Consider the following 19,285-nt stretch of genomic DNA (forward strand, 5'->3'; position numbering starts at 1 on the left):
CGCCCCCCCTCGTGTTCGCCGCGCGCCCCGCGCCCCCGCGCGGCCTCCGGGGGCTGTCCCAGCCCCCCCGCCCCGCCGGCCCCCGCACTACACAGGCAAACAGGCACAAAAAAGGCGGGGATTCCCGCCTTTTTTGTGCCTGATGGAAACGCCGGTTTACTCGGCGTCCACCACGCTGCCCTTGAGCGGTTCGGTGCCCAGCGGCGAGGACGGATCAACCACCGTCACCGTTTCCACCGAGCCGTCCGGCCATACGATCTGGAAGCTGCTGCCCGGCTGCAAGGTGTTGAACGGCATGCCGCTCTGCGCGCGATACACCGCCGCCGCCTGGGTGGCGCCAGCACGACGCAGATCTGCATCGGACTTGACGCTGGTCAGCTTGATCTTGGACAGCGTTCGATAGCGGTCTTCGTAGGTATCGATCAGCACCACGCCAACCGCGCCTGCCGAATAGGCCACGAACAACACGACCCAGACCCAGAACTTCGCACCGTGCATGAAACGTCGGTAGTTCATCGCACACCTCGCTGCGTCTTGCGCAAGCTGTTGACCATTTCGTTCATTTTTTCCACACCCTGCCGCGGTACCGCAGCGTCGTAAACGAATGACTGAAAATCCTGTTGGGGATCACGCGAACAGATCCCGCCATTGGCGCAATAGGCCACCATCAAGGCGCTGCTGGGCCCGCACGCCAGACCGAGCTGGCAGGCAGCAACCTGCCAGGCCAGCTGGCTGAACTGGCTACCGGCAACCATGCCCGTGTAGGCATCGTCACCAGCCGCAGCGGTACCCATCGCACCGGAGATGGCCAGGAAGGCTTCCGGGTCCTGCGAGGACTGCACCCGCTCCACCAGCTCACGCCGGTATTTGGGGGCCTCATCCAGCGGCTCACCCATCGACAGCAGTGCCGCTTCCGCCGCCAGATTGCCGGCCTTGGCCGAGGCCAAGCGTTGTTGCAGCAGACGCGCACGGCCCAGCCCATCAGCAGCGGTAAAGCCCGCGCAGCCCTGGCGCACCTTGCCGCGTGCGGCCAGCATCGCGGAAATGGCATCCAGGTCCATGCGCTGCAATGCGGCACTGTCCAGCGCGTAGCCCGAGGGATCCATCGCGAACACGCCGCAGTAGTCGTAAATGCGGCTGGCCATCCAGCCGGCCTCGGCATTACCCGCATCGGCAGCAGCCTGCAGTTGCCGGGCATAGGCGAACAGATCGCTACCGCTCTCGAAGGCTGCGCGCAGATCCAGCGGCAAGCCCGCTGCGACGGCGGTGGATTGCTCAGGCACCGGCGCAGTCGTGGCAGCACTCAAGGTCGACGCGCCCAATTCGGCGGGGCTGGCGTCACCGGCTGCGGCAACTTCCGCAGTATCCCCGTGCAGGAGGTTGCCACTGCGAACACCCAACGCAGCCATCAGCACTGCCGCAGGCAGCACCAATAGATACCAGGGTTTTCTGGCCAGCAACGAAAGCATGGGATCCGGCGGTCTATGGCGCAGGTACAAGATATCAATCATATCAAGACCCACTGCCCAGCCGGATGAACCAGCCAGCTGAACGCGCAATTGGGGCCCGCCTCGTCTAGGATGCGTGCCCTGTCCCGCCGTTGCCGTACGCCGCCATGCCCTTCCTCGAATTGACCCTGCGCTGCACTGAAGCCACCCAGCCCCGCTACGAGAACGCCCTCGATGACGTCGGTGCACTGGCGGTGACCATGCTCGACGCCGACGCTGACACCAGCAACGAGCGCGCGATCCTGGAGCCCGGCGTGGGCGAAACCCCGCTGTGGAACGAGCTGACCCTGACCGCGCTGTTCCCGGCCGACACCAATGCGTTGGCCCTGCTGGCCGCGCTGGAGTCGTTCGACCCGGGCCTGGAATGGACCAAGGCCAGCTTCCGCGCCGTCCAGGACGAAGACTGGGAACGCGCCTGGCTGGACCAGTTCCAGCCGATGCAGTTCGGCCAGCGCACCTGGATCGTGCCGTGGAACCATGAGCTGCCGGAAGCCGCACAGGCTGCCGACGCCGCCATCGTGCGGCTGGACCCGGGCCTGGCGTTCGGCTCGGGTACCCACCCGACCACCGCGCTGTGCCTGCGCTGGTTGGACCAGCTCTCGGACGAGGGCAAGCTGGCCGGCAACACCGTGCTCGATTTCGGCTGCGGCTCGGGCATCCTCGCCCTGGCTGCGCTGAAGCTGGGCGCCGCCGCAGCTGTTGGCGTGGACAACGACCCGCAGGCCCTGATCGCCACCCACGACAACGGCGAGCGCAACGGCGTGCATATCGCCGCCTATCTGCCGCAGGACGAGCCGGTCGCCACCTATCCGGTGGTGGTCGCCAACATCCTCGCCTCGGCGCTGGACGCATTGGCCGAGCTGTTGGCCGCGCGTGTCGCCGCCGGCGGACAGATTGCCCTGTCCGGCATCCTGCACGGTCAGGAAGACGAGCTGCTGGAACGCTATGCGGCCTGGTTCGACCAGCTTGAAGCCAGCCAGGATGGCGATTGGATGCGCATCACCGGCGTGCGCCGTGCTTGAATGGGGCCAGTGCCTCAGCCTGCCCTGCGATGACTGACGAAACCACGCCCACCCAGCCCTCCTTGGCAACCTTCCTGCAAGGTCCGGCCAACATCACACCCAAACCAGGCACGCCGGGAAGCGCGCCTGTGGCGTCGGCAACCGATGACACGCAAGCCACACTCGCACTGGATCTGCCTCCGGCAGGTCCAGCCGAAGTGGTAGCGCCTGAAGTCGCACTGGCTGAAGTCGAGCGTGCGGAAGTCGAACGATCAGTGGTTGAGCGCGCTGAACCGACGCAGCTGGAAGCAGCGCAAGCCAATCTCGTTATGCCGGAAGCCGCAGTCATCAGTGACAGCGCCGGCATCGAGGACGCGGAGCCAACTGAAGACAGCGCGTCGCCAACTGCAGCCGCGCCCAGCTTCGCGCGCCAGAACCGCGCGCATGCAACACCACCGGCTGACACCCCGCGCTGGCAATGGGGTCTGGTGCTGGCACTGGCACTGCTGCTCGGCCTGCAGATCATTCTTGCCGACCGCGCCAGACTCGCCGCCGATGCAGGCACCCGGCCCTTGGTCAGCGGCCTGTGCACAGTGCTGCGCTGCTCACTGCCGGCGTGGCATGAGCCCAGCGCGTTCAGCATGCTCAGCCGCGATATCCGCCCGGTTCCCGCGCAGGCCGGCGCGCTGCAGGTGCAAGCCAGCTTTCGCAATGACGCGCGCTGGGCGCAGGCCTGGCCGGCATTGCGCTTGTCGCTGTCCGATGCCGATGGTCGGGTGATCGGCCGGCGTACCCTGCAGCCGGCCGAATACCTGGGCCCTGGCGCCGATCCGCTGGCGCGATTGGAGCCCGGACAAAGCGCGCAGGTGTCATTCCGGCTGCGCGAACCGGCCGCTGCCACCGTCGCCTTCAACTTCGAATTTCAGTAAACGCAGGACAATGGCGTGGCAGGCCGACGGCCCACGCGCTAGACTCCCTCCCCCATGCCGGGCCAAAGCGCCCGACTTTGCTGAACCCGGGAACTCTCCTTGAACGCTGCCCCCACCCGTCCTGACACCAGTCGTGGCGCTCCGAAGCCGCCGCTTCGCGAACACGTTGCCCAGTCCGTACGGCGCTACCTGCGCGATCTGGACGGCTGCGACGCCGACGACGTGTACGAGATCGTGCTGCGCGAGATGGAAATCCCGTTGTTCGTGGAAGTGCTGAACCACTGCGAAGGCAACCAGAGCCGCGCTGCAGCCCTGCTGGGCATACACCGCGCCACCCTGCGCAAGAAGCTGAAGGAATACGGGCTGGCGTAAGCCCTGCGCTGTCTGTAGTGCCGAGCCATGCTCGGCAGAAGCGTTACAGGTAATGCCTGCCGTCGTGCGTTGTTGGTAAGGCCCCTTGCCGAGCATGGCTCGGCACTACGGATAGATTACGGGGAAAGCCCCTGCCGAGCATGGCTCGGCACTACAGGGAAGCGTCCCGGCATTCTCCCGGCCACGGATGTGACCGCGCGGCTACAATATGGGCCCGCTTCCGCTTCCCCCTGCCTCCCCATGTCTTCTGATCTGCTGCCCGTACGCCGGGCTCTGCTGTCCGTTTCCGACAAGACCGGCCTGATCGATCTGGCCCGTGCCCTGGCTGCCCGCAACGTCGAGCTGCTGTCCACCGGCGGCACCGCCAAGGCGATCCGCGAGGCCGGCCTGCCGGTCAAGGACGTCTCCGACGTCACCGGCTTCCCGGAAATGATGGACGGCCGGGTCAAGACCCTACACCCGATGGTGCACGGCGGCCTGCTCGGCCGCGCCGGCACCGATGATGCGGTGATGGCAGAACACGGCATCGCCGCAATCGACCTGCTGGTGCTGAACCTGTACCCGTTCGAATCGGTCACCGCCAAGGCTGACTGCACGCTCGCCGACGCGGTGGAGAACATCGACATCGGCGGCCCGGCAATGCTGCGCAGCGCGGCCAAGAACTTCGCCCGCGTCGCCGTGGCCACCAGCCCGGACCAGTACGACGCACTGCTGGCCGAACTGGCCAGCAACGACGGCAAGCTGTCCGCCGCCAAGCGCTTCGAACTGTCAGTGGCCGCGTTCAACCGCGTCGCCCAGTACGACGCGGCGATCAGCAACTATCTGTCGGCAGTGACCGACACCAGCGCCGCTGTGCCGGTGCGCAATGAATACCCGGCGCAGATGAACTCCTCCTTCATCAAGGTCATGGACCTGCGTTACGGCGAGAACCCGCACCAGAGTGGCGTGTTCTACCGCGACCTGTACCCGGTGCCGGGCACCCTGGCTACCTTCGTGCAGCTGCAGGGCAAGGAACTGAGCTACAACAACCTGGCCGACGCCGATGCCGCATGGGAGTGCGTGCGTCAGTTCGAGGTGCCGGCCTGCGTCATCGTCAAGCACGCCAATCCATGCGGCGTTGCGGTCGCTGCCGATGTCGGCGCCGCCTACGAGATGGCCTACAACACCGACCCGACCAGCGCCTTCGGCGGCATCCTCGCCTTCAACCGTACGCTGGACGTGGCCACCGCCAAGGCCATCCTCGACCGCCAGTTTGTTGAAGTGCTGATCGCACCGGACTACGAACCGGCCGCACTGGACTACGCCACCAAGAAAGCCAACGTGCGCGTGCTGCGCATTCCGGCCGGTGATGCGCGCAACAACTACGACACCAAGCGCATCGGCTCGGGCCTGCTGATCCAGAGCGCCGACAACCGCGGCATGAGCGCCGACGAATTGAAGACCGTCACCCAGCGCGCGCCGACTGCGGCTGAAACGCGCGACCTGCTGTTCGCCTGGCGCGTGGCCAAGTACGTCAAGTCCAACGCCATTGTTTACGCCAAGGACGAGCGCACCATTGGCGTGGGTGCCGGCCAGATGAGCCGCGTCTACTCAGCACGCATCGCCGGCATCAAGGCCGCCGACGCAGGCCTGGTGGTACCGGGTTCGGTGATGGCATCGGATGCGTTCTTCCCGTTCCGTGATGGCCTGGACGCCGCTGCCGAAGCCGGCATCACCGCGGTGATCCAGCCGGGCGGTTCGATGCGCGACAACGAAGTGATCGCCGCTGCCGACGAACATGGCATCGCCATGGTGTTCACCGGCGTGCGCCACTTCCGTCACTGATTCCATCACCGAGAGCTGGCACATGGCGACCAGGGTTTTCCCGCGTTTGATTTCCCTGCTCGCCGTCGCCCTGCTGGCCTCGTGCCAGCAGGGCACGCCCGCACAGAGCGACGCTCCGGCAGCAAAGCCAAAACTCAGCTACGAAGCCGGGGTAATGGCCGTACTGCAGGAGCGCTACGGCAGCGCCGTGCAGCTGCAGGGGCAATGGGCCCAGCAATTGACTGATCCCAATCTGGGGCACGCGCGACCGGTGCACCGCGACATCTGCGCCGACCAGAGCATCAGCGTGCAGAGCGGCAACTACCGCATGCTGGCGATCTGCACCAGCTACGACGACGCCAGCCCGATTGAACTGGGCAGCACCGATTTCATCGTCCTGCGCCGCGCCGCCGATGACGGCGTCAGCATCGCCGCCGAACTGCTCGGCCAGGGCAGCGGCACCGGCGGCAAGCCGGGCAGCGTCACCACGCTGCAGATGGGCGCAAACGCATGGGGCTTCCAGGTTGACGACGAACTGGTGGTGGTTGGCGCAGCAATGCGCAATCGCGCCTGGTATGTATTCGACGGCGACAAGACGTTGTCCAGCGCAGGCTGGCTACGCAGCCATCTGGATGATCGCAACGCCATCGATTGCAATGCCTCCGGCAACTGCTCGCACGGGCGCCTGGACCTGAACTTCGACGCAGTCCCCGACAACAGCCAGCCGCAGCTCGCCTATTGGCCGCTGCGTGTGCAGGAGAAAGGTCGGGGCTGTGCCGGTGCAGTCAACAAGAGCCACAGCGTCGCCTACGACACCGCGCAGTCACGCTACCTTATTCCTTCCACCATGCAGCTGGAGGCTTGCACCTGATGCGTAGCGCCATTCTCGCTGTCACCGTCGGCCTTTATGCCGTCCTGCTCGTCGGCTGTGGCAACAGCAAGCTGAGCGACGCCCAGCACACCGCGCTCGCCACGCTCGGCAAGCAACTGCCGACGCCTTACCGCGATGGATTGATCACTGCCTCGGCGCATCGCCATGGCGACGACATCGTGTTCGTGGTGAGTTTTCCCGGCGCCAGCGTCGCGATGGCCAAGGCCAAGCCGGACGTGTTCGAGGCCTTGCGCCGCGACGAGGGCGAAGCGATCACTGAGCTGTGCAGGGAACCGGCACTGCAGCCGGTCTATGCCGCCGGCGGCGGCATGCGCCGTCGCTTCGTGGATACCAGTGGCGCGACGTTCTTCGAAGTCACGCTGAAAGCCTCCGATTGCCTTCCCAATTGATGCCCCACAGGAACTGACCCCATGAAAATCCTCGTCATCGGCTCTGGCGGCCGCGAACACGCACTTGCCTGGAAGCTGGCGCAATCGCCGCGCGTAAGCGAAGTGATCGTCGCCCCCGGCAATGCTGGCAGCGCCACCGAAAGCAAGTGCCGCAATGTCGCAGTCAAGGTCAACGACATCGAAGGCCTGCTGAAGCTGGCACAGGACGAGGCCGTGGGCCTGACCGTGGTCGGTCCGGAAGTGCCGCTGGTGCTGGGCGTTGTCGATCGCTTCCGCGAAGCCGGCCTGCGCATCTTCGGGCCGACCGCCGCTGCCGCGCAGCTGGAAGGCAGCAAGGCCTTTGCCAAGGATTTCCTCGCCCGTCATGGCATTCCCACCGCGTACTACGCCGTGCATACCGAAGTGGATGCGGCGCTGGCCTACCTGCATGAGAAGGGCGCGCCCATCGTGATCAAGGCCGATGGCCTTGCCGCCGGCAAGGGCGTGATCGTGGCGATGACGATGGCAGAAGCCGAGGCTGCGGTGCATGACATGCTCAGCGGCAATGCGTTTGGCGATGCCGGCGCACGCGTGGTGATCGAGGAATTCCTCGAAGGCGAAGAAGCCAGTTTCATCTCGATGGTCGATGGCCGCATCGCATTGCCGATGGCCACCAGCCAGGACCACAAGCGCGTCGGCGATGGCGACACCGGCCCCAACACCGGCGGCATGGGCGCTTACTCGCCAGCACCGGTGGTAACGCCGGAAGTACATGCTCGCGTGATGCGCGAAGTGGTGGAACCGACCGTGGCTGGCATGATTGCCGATGGTGTGCCGTTCACCGGCTTCCTGTATGCCGGTTTGATGATTGATGACGCTGGCGCGCCGAAGGTGATCGAATTCAACGTGCGCTTCGGCGATCCGGAAACCCAGCCGGTGATGCTGCGCCTGCAGTCGGATCTGGTTGATCTGGTTGAAGCTGCCATTGATGGCGCGCTGGCCGGTGTGGAAGCGCAGTGGGACCCGCGTCCGTCGCTGGGTGTTGTGCTGGCGGCCAAGCCTTACCCGGAAACGCCGATCGTCGGTGATGTGATCAGCGGACTGGCTGATGTACCTGCCAGCGCCAAGGTATTCCATGCGGGTACCGCATTGGATGCTGACGGTAATGTGGTCAGCGCCGGCGGCCGTGTACTGTGTGTTGCTGCGCTGGGTGACAGCGTTGGCGATGCGCAGAAGCATGCGTATGCAGGTGTGGCCAAGATCCACTGGGCCAACGAGTTCCATCGCAACGACATTGGCTGGCGCGCGATTGCGCGCGAGCAGCAATAAGCGAAGCGAAATGGTAGTGGCGGGGGCAGGGGGGGCGGGGGGGGGGGGGGTTTTGGGCCCCCCCCCGGGGGGGGGGGGGCCCCTCCGGTAACCCCCCCCCGCCCCCTGCCCTCGGCTCTACATTTGAAGCAGAGCCCGGCTCTACCGATGCACGCTGCCAATGCTTGCCGCCGGATAACGCAACCCCGCCGCGGCATCCACCGGGAATACCGCGTCAATCCGCGCCAGGTCCTCGGCACTCAGCAGCACATCCAGCGCGCCCAGATTCTCTTCCAGATACGGCAAGCGCTTGGTCCCCGGAATCGGCACCAGGTCATCGCCCTGCGCCAGCACCCAGGCCAAGGCCAATTGCCCCGGCGTCACACCCTTGTCGGCGGCAATCGCATTGACCTGCTCCACCAAGGCCAAGTTCCGTTCGAAGTTCTCGCCCTGGAAGCGCGGCGAGTTGCGCCGGTAATCACCGTCCTCGAAATCAGCCGGACTGCGGATCGCACCGGTCAAAAAGCCACGACCCAACGGCGAGTACGGCACGAAACCAATGCCCAACTCACGCACCGTAGCCAGCACCTCGTTCTGCTCCGGCTCGCGTGACCACAGCGAATATTCGGTCTGCAATGCGGTGATCGGGTTTACCGCATGCGCGCGGCGGATCGTCTCCGGCGCCGCCTCGGACAAGCCCAGATAACGCACCTTGCCCTGTTCGATCAGCCGCGCCATCGCACCCACGGTGTCTTCAATCGGCACCAACGGATCGACCCGGTGCTGGTAGTACAGGTCGATATGATCAACACCCAGGCGCTGCAGGCTGGCCTCGCAGGCGGCCTGCACATATTCCGGACGGCCATCAACGCCACGCGCCTGCGGGTCATTCGCGTCCAGACGTACACCGAACTTGGTGGCCAGGAATACCTGCCCGCGACGATCGGCAATCGCCTTGCCGACCAGCACCTCGTTGGTATGCGGGCCGTACATGTCGGCGGTATCCAACAGCGTCACGCCGCGCTCCAGCGCGCGGTGGATCACCGCAATCGAGGCAGCGTCATCGCCGCGACCGCCATAGAACGCGCTCATGCCCATGCAGCCCAGGCCCAACGCGGAAACAACCGGCCCATCACGGCCAAGCACTCGGGTTTTCATTGGCTACTCCAACTGGGGAAAGGACGGCGCTAACTGTAGGCCCTCGCCACTATGTCGATAAAGACGGATACTCAGCATTGACCATGAAGCCTGACTTCACAGTAGACCCAAGCCTGTTGCCAGCCCTGGCGGCCTTCGCCTGTGTCGCAAGGCATGCCAGCTTCCGCCAGGCAGCTGTCGAACTGGCGGTATCGCCGTCGGCGTTGTCGCAGACCATCCGCACTCTGGAGCGCCGTCTCGGCACCCGCCTATTGCAGCGGACCACGCGCCGGGTCGGTCTGACCGAAGCCGGCCAACGCCTGTTGCTCGACACCGCGCCGGCGCTGGCCCGCATCGGCGAGGCGCTGCACGCGGTGGAGGCCAACCGCGACGTCGCCACCGGCCAGCTGCGCATCACCGCGCCGCGCTTCGCCATCGAATACCTGCTGCTGCCACACCTGCCCGCCTTCCATGCCGCCTACCCGCAGGTTGAAGTAGAACTGGCGATGCAGGCAGCGATGGTCGATGTGGTCGGCGAAGGGTTCGATGCCGGTATCCGTCTGGGCGAATCACTGGCTGACGGCATGATTGCGGTGCCGTTGGGGCCGCAGCTGCGCTGGACCGTGGTCGCCGCGCCAAGCTATCTGGATCGCCACGGCACACCGCAGACGCCCGAAGCCCTGCTCAGCCACGCCTGTATCCGCCACCGCAGCAGCAGCGGCCGGGTAATGCCGTGGGAGTTCAGCCGCGATGGCCGTGACTTCAGCCTCGATGTCAGCGGACCGCTGCTGCTCAACGACAGCACGCTCGCCTTGCTGGCCGCGCGCGATGGCCTTGGCCTGCTGCAGGTATTCGAGCCCATCGCCCGCGCCGACATCGACACTGGTCGCCTGCACAGCCTGCTCGATGCCTGGCAGCCGCCCTATGCGGGCTTCCATCTCTACTACCCATCGCGCGAGTAACTGGCGCCCAAGCTGCGTGTCTTCCTCGATTTCATGCGCGCCGCCAACGTAGCTGCGACGTGACCAAGCCGCTTCAAGACGTATCGCGCTTGCCTGCATCGCAATGGCACCGCAAGCTGACAGTCCATTGACTCCGCGAGCTTCCGCTTCCGGCATGCGCCGCATCGACCGTCACCTCGGCCAACTCTGGGCCCACGAAAAAGCCAGCTACGGGCTGCGCGTGTTCATCGCGCTCACCGCCGCCATCGCCTATGGCTGGTATGACGGCCATATCGAAGCCATCCCCGGCCTGTTCCTGGGCATCATCGCCAGCGCCATCGCCGAGACCGATGACAACTGGCTGGGTCGTACCAAGTCGGTATTGCTGTCGCTACTGTGCTTTGTCGCCGCGGCGGCGACGGTCATCGTGCTGTTTCCACTGCCCCTGCCCTTCATCGCCACTTTGGCGCTGGCCGCCTTCGGCCTGACCTTGCTCGGTGCGCTCGGCGAGCGCTATGCCTCCATCGGCCAGGCCACGGTGACGTTGGCAATCTACGCGATGATCGCGATGGACCAGCACCACAACGTCAGCCAGCAACAGGCGCTGCGCGAGGTGATCCCACTGCTGGTCGGCGCGGCCTGGTACGGCCTGCTCTCGATCCTGTGGACGGCGATGTTCGCCAACCGCCCGGTACGCGAGCGGCTGGCGCGGCTGTTCTTCGAGCTCGGCCACTACCTGCAGCTCAAGGCCGATCTGTTCGAGCCGGTGCGGCAAGGCGATCTGGAAGCACGCCGACTGGCCTTGGCCGAGCAGAACGTGCGCGTGGTGCAGGCGCTGAACATCGCCAAGACCGCCATCCTCAGCCGCTTCGGCCGCTCCGGCCGGCCCGGTGTGCAGTCGGGCCTGTACTTCCGCCTGTACTACATGGCGCAGGATTTCCACGAACGCGCCAGCTCCTCGCACTACCCGTATGAAGCATTGGCCGATGCCTTCTTCCACAGCGACGTGCTGTACCGCTGCCGGCGCCTGCTGTCGCTGCAGGGCAAGGCCTGCCAGACACTGGGTCAGGCCATCCGCCTGCGCCAGCCGTTCGACTACGGCGAACGCACCCGCATCGCCGGCCAGGACCTGCAGTCCTCGCTGCAGTACGTGCGCGAGCAACGCAATCCGCAGTGGACGCGCCTGCTGGGCTCGCTGCAGCTGCTTGCCGCCAACCTGTCCAGCATCGAACGGCAGCTGTCCGAAGCCGCGTTGGCGGATACGCCACTGGAAGGCATCGACACCCGCCTGCGCGATTCCTCACCGCACACCCTGCGCGAGATGGGCACCCGCCTGCGCCAGGCACTGACGCCGGGCTCGCTGCTGTTCCGCCATGGCGTGCGCATCGCACTGGCGCTGATCGCCGGTTACGCGCTGCTGAAGCTGGTGCACCCGGAAAACGGCTACTGGATCCTGCTGACCATCGTCTTCGTCTGCCGGCCCAACTTCGGCGCCACCCGCCTGCGGCTGGTGCAGCGTATCGCCGGCACCCTGCTCGGCCTGGGCGTGACCTGGGCACTGATGCAGCTGTTCCCCGGCACCGGCCTGCAGCTGCTGTTGGCCTTGGCGGCGGCCTTGCTGTTCTTCATCACCCGCACCGATAGATATCTGCTGGCGACCGCCGCGATCACGGTGATGGCGCTGCTGTGCTTCAACCTGATCGGCAATGGCTTTGTGCTGATCTGGCCGCGCTTCCTCGACACCTTGATCGGCTGCGTCATCGCCGCCATCGCCTCGCTGCTGATCCTGCCCGACTGGGAAGGCCGGCGCCTGCACAAGGTGATGGCGCAGGTGATCGCCACCAGCACCGCCTATCTGGATGAAGTGCTGGGCCAGTACCGCAGCGGCATGCGCGACGACCTGCCCTACCGCATCGCCCGCCGCGACATGCACAACGCCGACGTCGCGCTATCAGTGGCGCTGGCGAACATGCTGCGTGAGCCGGGTTATGCACGCGGCAACCTGGACGCGGGCTTTCGTTTTCTTGCCTTGTCCAACACCTTGCTTGGCTATCTGTCGGCCTTGGGGGCGCATCGCGCGCAGGCTGAATCGGTCGGTGAAGATGCATTGGTTGCTGATGGGCACCAGCAACTGCAGCAGTCGTTGGCTGCGTTGGCTACAGCCTTGGGTAAGCGCCAGCCCGCGATGCCGCAGGAAGATGAGATCGCGCTGGCTGATGCCTTGGAGCAGATGCCAGATGACATCGATGAGAAGTCGCGACTGGTGCGCACCCAGTTGGCCTTGATGTTGCGGCTGTTGCCGAAGCTGAGGGCGGCGGCGGAAGAGGCGATGTTGCCGGCGTAGTTGCTACTGCTTCTACCCCCTCCCTTGCGCGGAGCGCAGGGGAGGGTTGGGGAGGGGTGCGGTTGATTTCGCCCTTGGTTCTATCTCCAGGAAGGGCAAGTCTTGCAGCGCAACCCGCGAACGGAACCATCGCCAGCATCGTGGCTTACGCCGCCCCCACAAGTGCATGATGAGTGCAGGCAATCCTTCAGCGGAACGTTTGCCAGCTTCGCGGCTCACGCCGCTCCCACAAGTGCATGGTGAGTGCAGGCAATCCTTCAACGGAACCACCACCAGCTTCGCGGCTTACGCCGCTCCTACAACTGCACGGCGGGCTGGCAGGAAGTACACCAGCAGGCCGATCGCGGAGACCAGGCCACCCAGCACGCAGACGCCCGTCCAGCCATAGCGCGCCCAGGCCACCGTGCTCAGTACCGAACCGCTGGCACCGCCAATGAAATAGCAGGTCATATAGGCCGAGGTGATGCGGCTGCGGGCACTTTCATCCAGCTGGTAGATCACGCTCTGGTTGTTGATGTGCACTGCCTGCACGGCGATATCCAGCAACAACACACCCACCACCAGGGCTGCCAGCGACACCGGCGAAAATGCCAGTACCACCCACGACAGCAGCATCATCAACAATCCGCCAACCGCCACCGCGCGGCCATGGCCACGATCACTCAGCTTGCCGCCGCTGCTGGCAGCCAGCGCACCGGCCGCGCCGATCAGACCAAACAAGCCGATCGTGGCGATCGAATAGCCATAGGCAGGGCCAGACAACAGGAACGCCAGCGGCGTCCAGAACACACTGAAGGCAGCAAACGACAACGCCCCCAACAACGAGCGCTGACGCAGCAGCGGCTCGTCACGCAACAGCACCAACACCGAACCGATCAGACGCGGGTAAGACAGCGTGGCGCTGGGCTGATGGGCGGGCAGCAGCCGCGCCAGCACCACCGCCAACACCAGCAGCGCCACGCAAGCCACCCAATAAATGGTGTGCCAGGAACCCAAACCGGTCAGCACACCGGAGGCGGTGCGCGCAAGAAGAATGCCCAGCAGCAAGCCGGCCATGATGGTGCCCACCACCCGGCCACGTTGCTCCGGCTCGGCAAGACCCGCCGCGTGCGCCACGATGATCTGCGCCGCCACCGCGCTGAGCCCGGACAGCGCCGTACCCACCAGCAACTGCATGAAGTGCGTCGCGGTCGCGCTGATCGCCAAACCCACCGCGGCCAACACGAACAGCACGACGATCAGACGTCGCCGCTCAAGCCTGTCACCCAGTGGCACGATCAGCATCAGCCCAACGGCATAGGCCAATTGCGCCACCGTCACCGCCCAGCCGGCCTGCTCGGCGCTGATCTGGAACTCCTGCGCAAGGATCTGCAGCAAGGGCTGTGCGTAGTAGTTGCCGGCCACGATCAGGCCGGTGGCTGCGGCCAGCAGCAGAACCTGGGCCTGACTCAAGGGACGGTGGTGGGAGGGGGATGCGGGGGTATTCATGGGGGAGACCACGGCGGGAACAGGGGCAAGTCTGAGCCGCCGCCATCAATGACGCCAATGTATTGTTTTCATCCCATCCATCTGTTTCAGTGATGGTATGTTTACCCTGCGCCAGCTCGAATTCGCCGTCGCCGTGGCCGAGGAAGGCGGCTTCACCGCTGCAGCGGCCCGCTGCCACACCGTACAGTCGGCGCTGAGCCACCAGATCGCGCGGCTGGAGGATGCCTTCGGCACGCGCCTGTTCGAGCGCAGCCACCGCCGGGTACGGCCCACCGCCGCCGGCGAGGTCTTCCTGCACAACGCCCGACTGACCCTGCAGGCCGCCGCCCGCCTGCAGGAGGAAATGGCGCTGACCCTGGGCACGGTGCGGGGCCGCATCAACATTGGCCAGATCACCTCGCTCAACGTGGTCGATGTGCCGGCATTGCTGGCGGCGTTCCGGGCCGCGCACCCTGCTGTCGAGGTACACCTTAAAGCCGGCATGAGCGATGTACTGCTGGCCGAACTGGAGCAAGGCAGCCTGGACGTGGCACTGGTCGGCGTTGGCCCGCAGATCACCCTGCCGCCGCAGCACCGTCTGTTGCATGAGGAAGGTCTGTCGCTGGTGATGCCCATCGATCATCCGTTGGCCAGTCTCGCGGCAGTCCCGCTGCAAGCATTGCAAGGCCTGCCCTTGGCTGCCCTGGTGCCCGGTGCCGGGGTGCGCCGCATGCTCGATGACGCTCTGCGCGAACGTGGCATCCAGGCCCAACTGCAATACGAGGTCACCCACAGTGAACTGCAGCAGCAGCTGGTTGCCGCCGGCCTGGCGGTGGCGGTGGTGCCGGACAGCATGGCCGCGCGCATGCAGCGCACGCTTGTACGGCCTTTGGCTGAGCAATTCCGCTTCCGCACCTGCGCGGTATGGCGAGCCGACCCGACCCCCGCTGCACGTGCATTGCTGGGACTGTTACCCGTCAGCGACGCTTGAGACCGGTCTGCAATGCGAGCTCGGCTTGACCAATAGCGCCACGCGGTTCTGCTAATGTGCCGCGCAGCACCGAGGAGTCACGATGTCCGGCCACAATCAGTTCGCCCTGCTCAAGCAGCGCCGCTTCCTCCCGTTCTTCATCGTCCAGGCGCTGGGTGCGTTCAACGACAACATCTATCGCCAGGCGATCATCGGCCTGCTGTTCTACCTCGGTGTCAGCAGCGAAGAACGCACGCTGTACACCAATCTGGCGCCGGCACTGTTCATCCTGCCCTACTTCCTGTTTTCGGCCTTGGCCGGGCAGATCGCCGAGAAGCTGGAAAAACAGAAGCTCATCGTCATCACCACCACCATGGAAATCGTGGTGATGTCGCTGGCGGCGGTGGGTTTCCTCACCCAGAACATGCCGGTGCTATTGATTGCGCTGTTCTGTACCGGCCTGCAATCGACACTGTTCGGCCCGGTCAAATACTCGGTGCTGCCGTCCATCCTCAAGCCTGAGGAACTGACCGGCGGCAATGGCCTGGTGGAAATGGGCACCTCCATTTCCATCCTCACCGGCATGATCGCCGGCGGCATGATCTTCGCGCTGGCCGGCGCCCATGGCCCGATCGTTGCTGCCGTGGCCATCATTGCGCTTGCCCTGATCGGCAACTTCACCGCACGCATGATCCCGCGCGTGGACGCCGGTGCGCCGGAACTGAAGATCAACTGGAACCCGATCAGCGAATCGCTGGTGGTGCTGCGCCTGGCCAAGAAGCAGAAGGCGGTACGCAACGCCATCCTCGGCGTGTCCTGGTTCTGGTTCTTCGGCACCGTCCTGACCTCGCAGCTGCCGACCTATGCGGTGGTGAATCTGGGCGGCGACGAGGTCCTGTACATCTTCGCGCTGGCGCTGTTCTCGCTGGGCACCGGCGTCGGCTCGCTGCTATGCGAGAAGCTGTCCGGGCGCATCGTCGAAATCGGCCTGGTGCCGCTGGGCGCGTTCGGCATGAGTGCGTTCCTGCTGGATCTGTATTTCGCCCGTACCGGCGCGGTGACCGCAGCCGGGCTGGATGTTGCCGGCTTCATCCAGCAGCCCGGCAGCTGGCGCATCATCATCGACCTGCTGGGCATCGGCCTGTTCACCGGCTTCTTCGTGGTGCCGCTGTTCGCGCTGATCCAGAGCCGCACCCCCAAGTCGGAAATGTCGCGCGTGTTCGCCGCGCTCAACATCCAGAACTCCGGCTTCATCGTGCTGGCAGCGGTGCTGGGCCTGATCACCCAGAGCGTGTTCAAGTGGAGCATCCCGCAGCTGTTCCTGGCACTGGCCGTCGCAAATATCGTTGTCGCGGTCTACATCTTCAGCATCGTGCCCGAGTTCCTGATGCGCTTCCTCAGCTGGGTGATGGTGCGGACCCTGTACCGGCTGCGGGTCAACGGCGTTGAAGACAATGTGCCGGACGAGGGTGCCGCGCTGATCGTCTGCAACCACGTCAGCTATATGGATGCGTTGATCCTGTCGGCGGTGATCCCACGCCCGGCGCGCTTCGTCATGTACTACAAGATCTTCAACGTGCCGGTGATGCGCTGGATCTTCAAGACCGCCAAGGCCATCCCGATCGCCAGCCCCAAGGAAGACGCAGCGCTCATGCAGCGCGCCTTCGACGAGGTGGATGCGGCGCTGGCTGAAGGCGAACTGGTCTGCATCTTCCCCGAAGGCGCCTTGACCAAGGACGGCGAGATTGCCGCCTTCAAGTCCGGGGTGGAGAAGATCCTGGCACGGCGCCCGGTGCCGGTGGTGCCGATGGCGCTGAAGGGCATGTGGTCCAGCATGTGGAGCCGGCGCGATAGCCGACTGGGGCAGATGCGGGTGCCGCGCCGCTTCCGCGCGCATATCGAAGTTGTCGCCGGACCGCCGGTGGATGGCGCCCATACCGATGCCGCCCAGCTCGAAATCCTGGTCCGCAAGTTGCGCGGTGACGAGGCCTGAGTAGGGAAACCACTTTCCAGAAATAGGACAAGTGGCTAGGCTACCCCCCTATGTGTCTGCCGGGGAACGCGGCACAGCCAAGGAGCAAGGGGACAATGGACAACGCCACGCCATCACTGCCAGCCGTGCCACCTGCGCCGCCAACCGCGCCGCAGCAGGTACACCACTACTACCATCCGCAGAAATCCGGCGGGATAGCAGCGTTGCTGGAAGTGCTGCCGGGGTTTTTCCAGGTTTTCGGCATTGGCCACCTTTATGCGGGCAATGTCGCCACCGGCCTGATCATCATGTTCGGCTACTGGGCAATTGCCTTCGTCAACTTCCTGCTGTGCTTTGTTTTCATCGGTTTCATCACCTGGCCCCTATGCTGGATTGCCACAATGATCATCTCGCCGCTGACTGCGGCGAATGCCTGCAAGTCAAAGTAACCCCCTGTTGTCCTATCGGAGAAATGGATGAACGCCGTCAACACCAACACCAGCATTCCCAACCACCTGGCGTGGTCGATCATCGCCACTGTTCTGGCTACCTGCCTGTGCTGCCCACTGGGCCTGGTAGGCATCGTTGCGATCGTGTTCTCCAGCAAGGTCAACACGCTGCTGAACCAGGGTGACCTGGAAGGCGCCCGCCGCGCTTCCAACAACGCCAAGACCTGGTGCTGGGTTGCTACCGGCATGGCCATCCTCGGCCTGCTGATCAACATCGGCTACTTCGCCATGGTCGGCAGTGCCGGTTACATGGAAATGCTGCAGCAGTACCAGTAATACCTTGGCGCTGACGCTTAAAACCAGCCACAAGCTTGCACTGGCCGGGATGGCTGTCGCCGTCCCGGCGGGTGCGTGGTTGTTGTGGAAGTTTGATCCAAACGCTGCCGGCAATCCGTTTCCGCCCTGCATGTTTTATGCCTTCACCGGCCACTATTGCATCGGCTGTGGCTTGACCCGCGCACTGCATGCATTGGCCCACGGCGATATAGCCCGGGCATTTTCGATGAACCCCCTCGGCCTCATCACGCTGGCGTTGATTCCGCTGATGACCCTGTGGTCGGCCGGCTGGCAGCCGCGTTGGTTGAATCCGCTGATGCGAGTAGTCATGGAGCCGAAGCTTTGGTTGGTTTTGCTGCCTTCGTACTGGCTCGCGCGCAACCTGCCGTGGTTCCCCTTTACCCTGCTCGCGCCAACCTGAAAGCCCTTTCAAGCGGTTGGTTCAGCTGCGCGCGGTGGGGGTGTACCGGCAAGGCCTATGCCGAGCATGGCTCGGCACTACGTACAGACAAGAAGCCCGGCTGTTGGCCGTAATCCTGCTCGCCCGAGCGGGCAGTCTACTGGCTCAGCCCACCCAACCGGCAATGACCAGCAGCGCCAGCAAGGCCATCCACAGCAGCAACGTGCGCCAGACCAGGCTCATCGCATCGCGCAGTTCCGGGTAGCGCTCGTCGACCGGTACCTGCCCGGCCAGCCGCGCTTCCTCAGCCTCTTCGACAAGCTCGGCACCAACGCTGGCGCGTGCTGCCTCGGCCAGAAAGCCCAGTTGCAGCGCCCAGCGATTGCCAGCAGCTCGCCGCCAAGCCGAAAACACCGTGTCGAAATTGCCCACCAAGGCCATCGACAGCGTCATCAGCTGTGCCACCGGCCACTCCAGCACGGCCAGCAGCCAATCACCGGCACGTCGCTCTTCGGCGGACAGCAGTGTTGATTGCAGACCTTGCGAGGACTGCGCCAGCAACCGGTACAACACCGCGCCCAACGGCCCCAGCAACAGGAACCAGAACAGCGGCGCGAACCAGCGCCGCAGCGCATTGATCGCGGTCGCCTCGACCAGGCCCACGGCGTCCTCACGCATGCTGCCACCTGCGGCCTGCAGCCTGGATACCGCCAATGCAGCAGCAGCCTCGTCTTCAGCATCGATCACCGCTTCGACATCACGGTCCAGATCGCGCGGGCCCCAGCACAGCGCCAACACCGCAATGCCGAACAGCAAGGCGGGCAAGCCGAACAGACGCTCGGCGAAGGCCCACTGCAGCAAGCCGATCAGTAATACGCAGGGCGCAATCAGCAGCAATACGCTGTAGCGCGCGGCCGACTCGCCCAGCTGCGCACGCAGCCAACCCAGGCAACGCCCGAACCAGCGCCAATCGCGCAACGTGGCCAGCAGCGCGGGCGCCAGATGGCCGAGCACCAGTGCGGCGATTACCGCTACCAAAGTTGTGAACATGCGATCCCTCCGGCCTGTGATTGTAGGCCCTGCCAGCG

19 protein-coding genes are annotated in these 19,285 nt (G+C 64.9%); 14 read left to right on the forward strand and 5 right to left on the reverse strand.

What is annotated here, in order from left to right:
• Positions 1-156 precede the first annotated feature (156 nt).
• Both ACVOMB_RS01715 and ACVOMB_RS01720 read right to left on the reverse strand, forming a co-directional pair.
• Entirely contained in the window at positions 157-516 is a 360-nt protein-coding gene (locus ACVOMB_RS01715) for a hypothetical protein (protein WP_481529665.1), read from the reverse strand.
• Positions 513-1,511 carry a hypothetical protein gene (locus ACVOMB_RS01720; RefSeq protein WP_481529666.1) on the reverse strand — a complete coding sequence of 333 codons (999 nt, stop codon included), beginning with the start codon at positions 1,509-1,511 and terminating at the stop codon, positions 513-515. The genes ACVOMB_RS01715 and ACVOMB_RS01720 overlap by 4 nt, the downstream gene beginning before the upstream one ends.
• A gap of 104 nt (positions 1,512-1,615) precedes the next feature.
• Between ACVOMB_RS01720 and prmA the strand changes: the two genes are divergently transcribed.
• The 7 genes from prmA (at position 1,616) to purD (ending at position 8,202) form a co-directional block, all read left to right on the forward strand.
• Positions 1,616-2,530, forward strand: coding sequence for a 50S ribosomal protein L11 methyltransferase (prmA, locus tag ACVOMB_RS01725; protein ID WP_481529667.1), 915 nt, complete (start codon positions 1,616-1,618; stop codon positions 2,528-2,530).
• Positions 2,531-2,559: 29 nt separating this feature from the next.
• Entirely contained in the window at positions 2,560-3,438 is an 879-nt protein-coding gene (locus tag ACVOMB_RS01730) for a DUF3426 domain-containing protein (protein WP_481529668.1), read from the forward strand.
• 99 nt (positions 3,439-3,537) lie between these two features.
• Positions 3,538-3,810 (forward strand): DNA-binding transcriptional regulator Fis, encoded by a 273-nt coding sequence (gene fis / locus ACVOMB_RS01735; protein WP_057626401.1) that lies wholly within the window; start codon positions 3,538-3,540, stop codon positions 3,808-3,810.
• Positions 3,811-4,050: 240 nt separating this feature from the next.
• Complete coding sequence (gene purH / locus ACVOMB_RS01740; protein WP_481529669.1) at positions 4,051-5,634, forward strand: bifunctional phosphoribosylaminoimidazolecarboxamide formyltransferase/IMP cyclohydrolase; 1,584 nt, start codon at positions 4,051-4,053, stop codon at positions 5,632-5,634.
• Positions 5,635-5,656: 22 nt separating this feature from the next.
• Entirely contained in the window at positions 5,657-6,484 is an 828-nt protein-coding gene (locus ACVOMB_RS01745) for a hypothetical protein (protein ID WP_481529670.1), read from the forward strand.
• Entirely contained in the window at positions 6,484-6,894 is a 411-nt protein-coding gene (locus tag ACVOMB_RS01750) for a hypothetical protein (protein WP_481529671.1), read from the forward strand. Before ACVOMB_RS01745 ends, ACVOMB_RS01750 begins: the two co-directional genes overlap by 1 nt.
• A 21-nt stretch (positions 6,895-6,915) precedes the next feature.
• Positions 6,916-8,202: a phosphoribosylamine--glycine ligase gene (purD, locus tag ACVOMB_RS01755; protein WP_481529672.1), complete on the forward strand. Its 1,287-nt coding sequence runs from the start codon at positions 6,916-6,918 to the stop codon at positions 8,200-8,202.
• Positions 8,203-8,343: 141 nt separating this feature from the next.
• Here the strand turns inward: purD and ACVOMB_RS01760 are convergent, their stop codons facing one another.
• Entirely contained in the window at positions 8,344-9,339 is a 996-nt protein-coding gene (locus ACVOMB_RS01760; protein WP_481529673.1) for an aldo/keto reductase, read from the reverse strand.
• An 83-nt stretch (positions 9,340-9,422) separates the two neighbouring features.
• On the opposite strand from ACVOMB_RS01760, the gene ACVOMB_RS01765 reads away from it, so the two are divergent.
• Positions 9,423-10,280, forward strand: coding sequence for a LysR family transcriptional regulator (locus ACVOMB_RS01765; protein WP_481529674.1), 858 nt, complete (start codon positions 9,423-9,425; stop codon positions 10,278-10,280).
• 154 nt (positions 10,281-10,434) lie between these two features.
• The gene (yccS, locus tag ACVOMB_RS01770; RefSeq protein WP_481529675.1) at positions 10,435-12,603 is read left to right on the forward strand and encodes a YccS family putative transporter; all 2,169 of its coding nucleotides are present in this window, start codon (positions 10,435-10,437) and stop codon (positions 12,601-12,603) included.
• Positions 12,604-12,888: 285 nt separating this feature from the next.
• Here the strand turns inward: yccS and ACVOMB_RS01775 are convergent, their stop codons facing one another.
• Positions 12,889-14,091 carry an MFS transporter gene (locus ACVOMB_RS01775; protein ID WP_481529676.1) on the reverse strand — a complete coding sequence of 401 codons (1,203 nt, stop codon included), beginning with the start codon at positions 14,089-14,091 and terminating at the stop codon, positions 12,889-12,891.
• A gap of 97 nt (positions 14,092-14,188) precedes the next feature.
• On the opposite strand from ACVOMB_RS01775, the gene ACVOMB_RS01780 reads away from it, so the two are divergent.
• The 5 genes from ACVOMB_RS01780 (at position 14,189) to ACVOMB_RS01800 (ending at position 18,218) form a co-directional block, all read left to right on the forward strand.
• On the forward strand, positions 14,189-15,061 hold the full coding sequence (locus ACVOMB_RS01780) for a LysR family transcriptional regulator (RefSeq protein ID WP_481529677.1): 873 nt from the start codon (positions 14,189-14,191) through the stop codon (positions 15,059-15,061).
• Between the two features lie 82 nt (positions 15,062-15,143).
• Positions 15,144-17,033, forward strand: a complete 1,890-nt coding sequence (locus ACVOMB_RS01785) for an MFS transporter (RefSeq protein WP_481529678.1) — start codon at positions 15,144-15,146, stop codon at positions 17,031-17,033.
• A gap of 95 nt (positions 17,034-17,128) precedes the next feature.
• On the forward strand, positions 17,129-17,461 hold the full coding sequence (locus ACVOMB_RS01790) for a hypothetical protein (RefSeq protein WP_481529679.1): 333 nt from the start codon (positions 17,129-17,131) through the stop codon (positions 17,459-17,461).
• Positions 17,462-17,488: 27 nt separating this feature from the next.
• On the forward strand, positions 17,489-17,797 hold the full coding sequence (locus tag ACVOMB_RS01795; protein WP_481512352.1) for a CD225/dispanin family protein: 309 nt from the start codon (positions 17,489-17,491) through the stop codon (positions 17,795-17,797).
• 10 nt (positions 17,798-17,807) lie between these two features.
• The gene (locus tag ACVOMB_RS01800; RefSeq protein WP_481529727.1) at positions 17,808-18,218 is read left to right on the forward strand and encodes a DUF2752 domain-containing protein; all 411 of its coding nucleotides are present in this window, start codon (positions 17,808-17,810) and stop codon (positions 18,216-18,218) included.
• A gap of 144 nt (positions 18,219-18,362) precedes the next feature.
• Here the strand turns inward: ACVOMB_RS01800 and ampE are convergent, their stop codons facing one another.
• Entirely contained in the window at positions 18,363-19,247 is an 885-nt protein-coding gene (gene ampE / locus ACVOMB_RS01805) for a regulatory signaling modulator protein AmpE (RefSeq protein WP_481529680.1), read from the reverse strand.
• Positions 19,248-19,285: the final 38 nt, after the last annotated feature.

The sequence above is a fragment of the Stenotrophomonas sp. STEN018 genome (assembly GCF_056760235.1).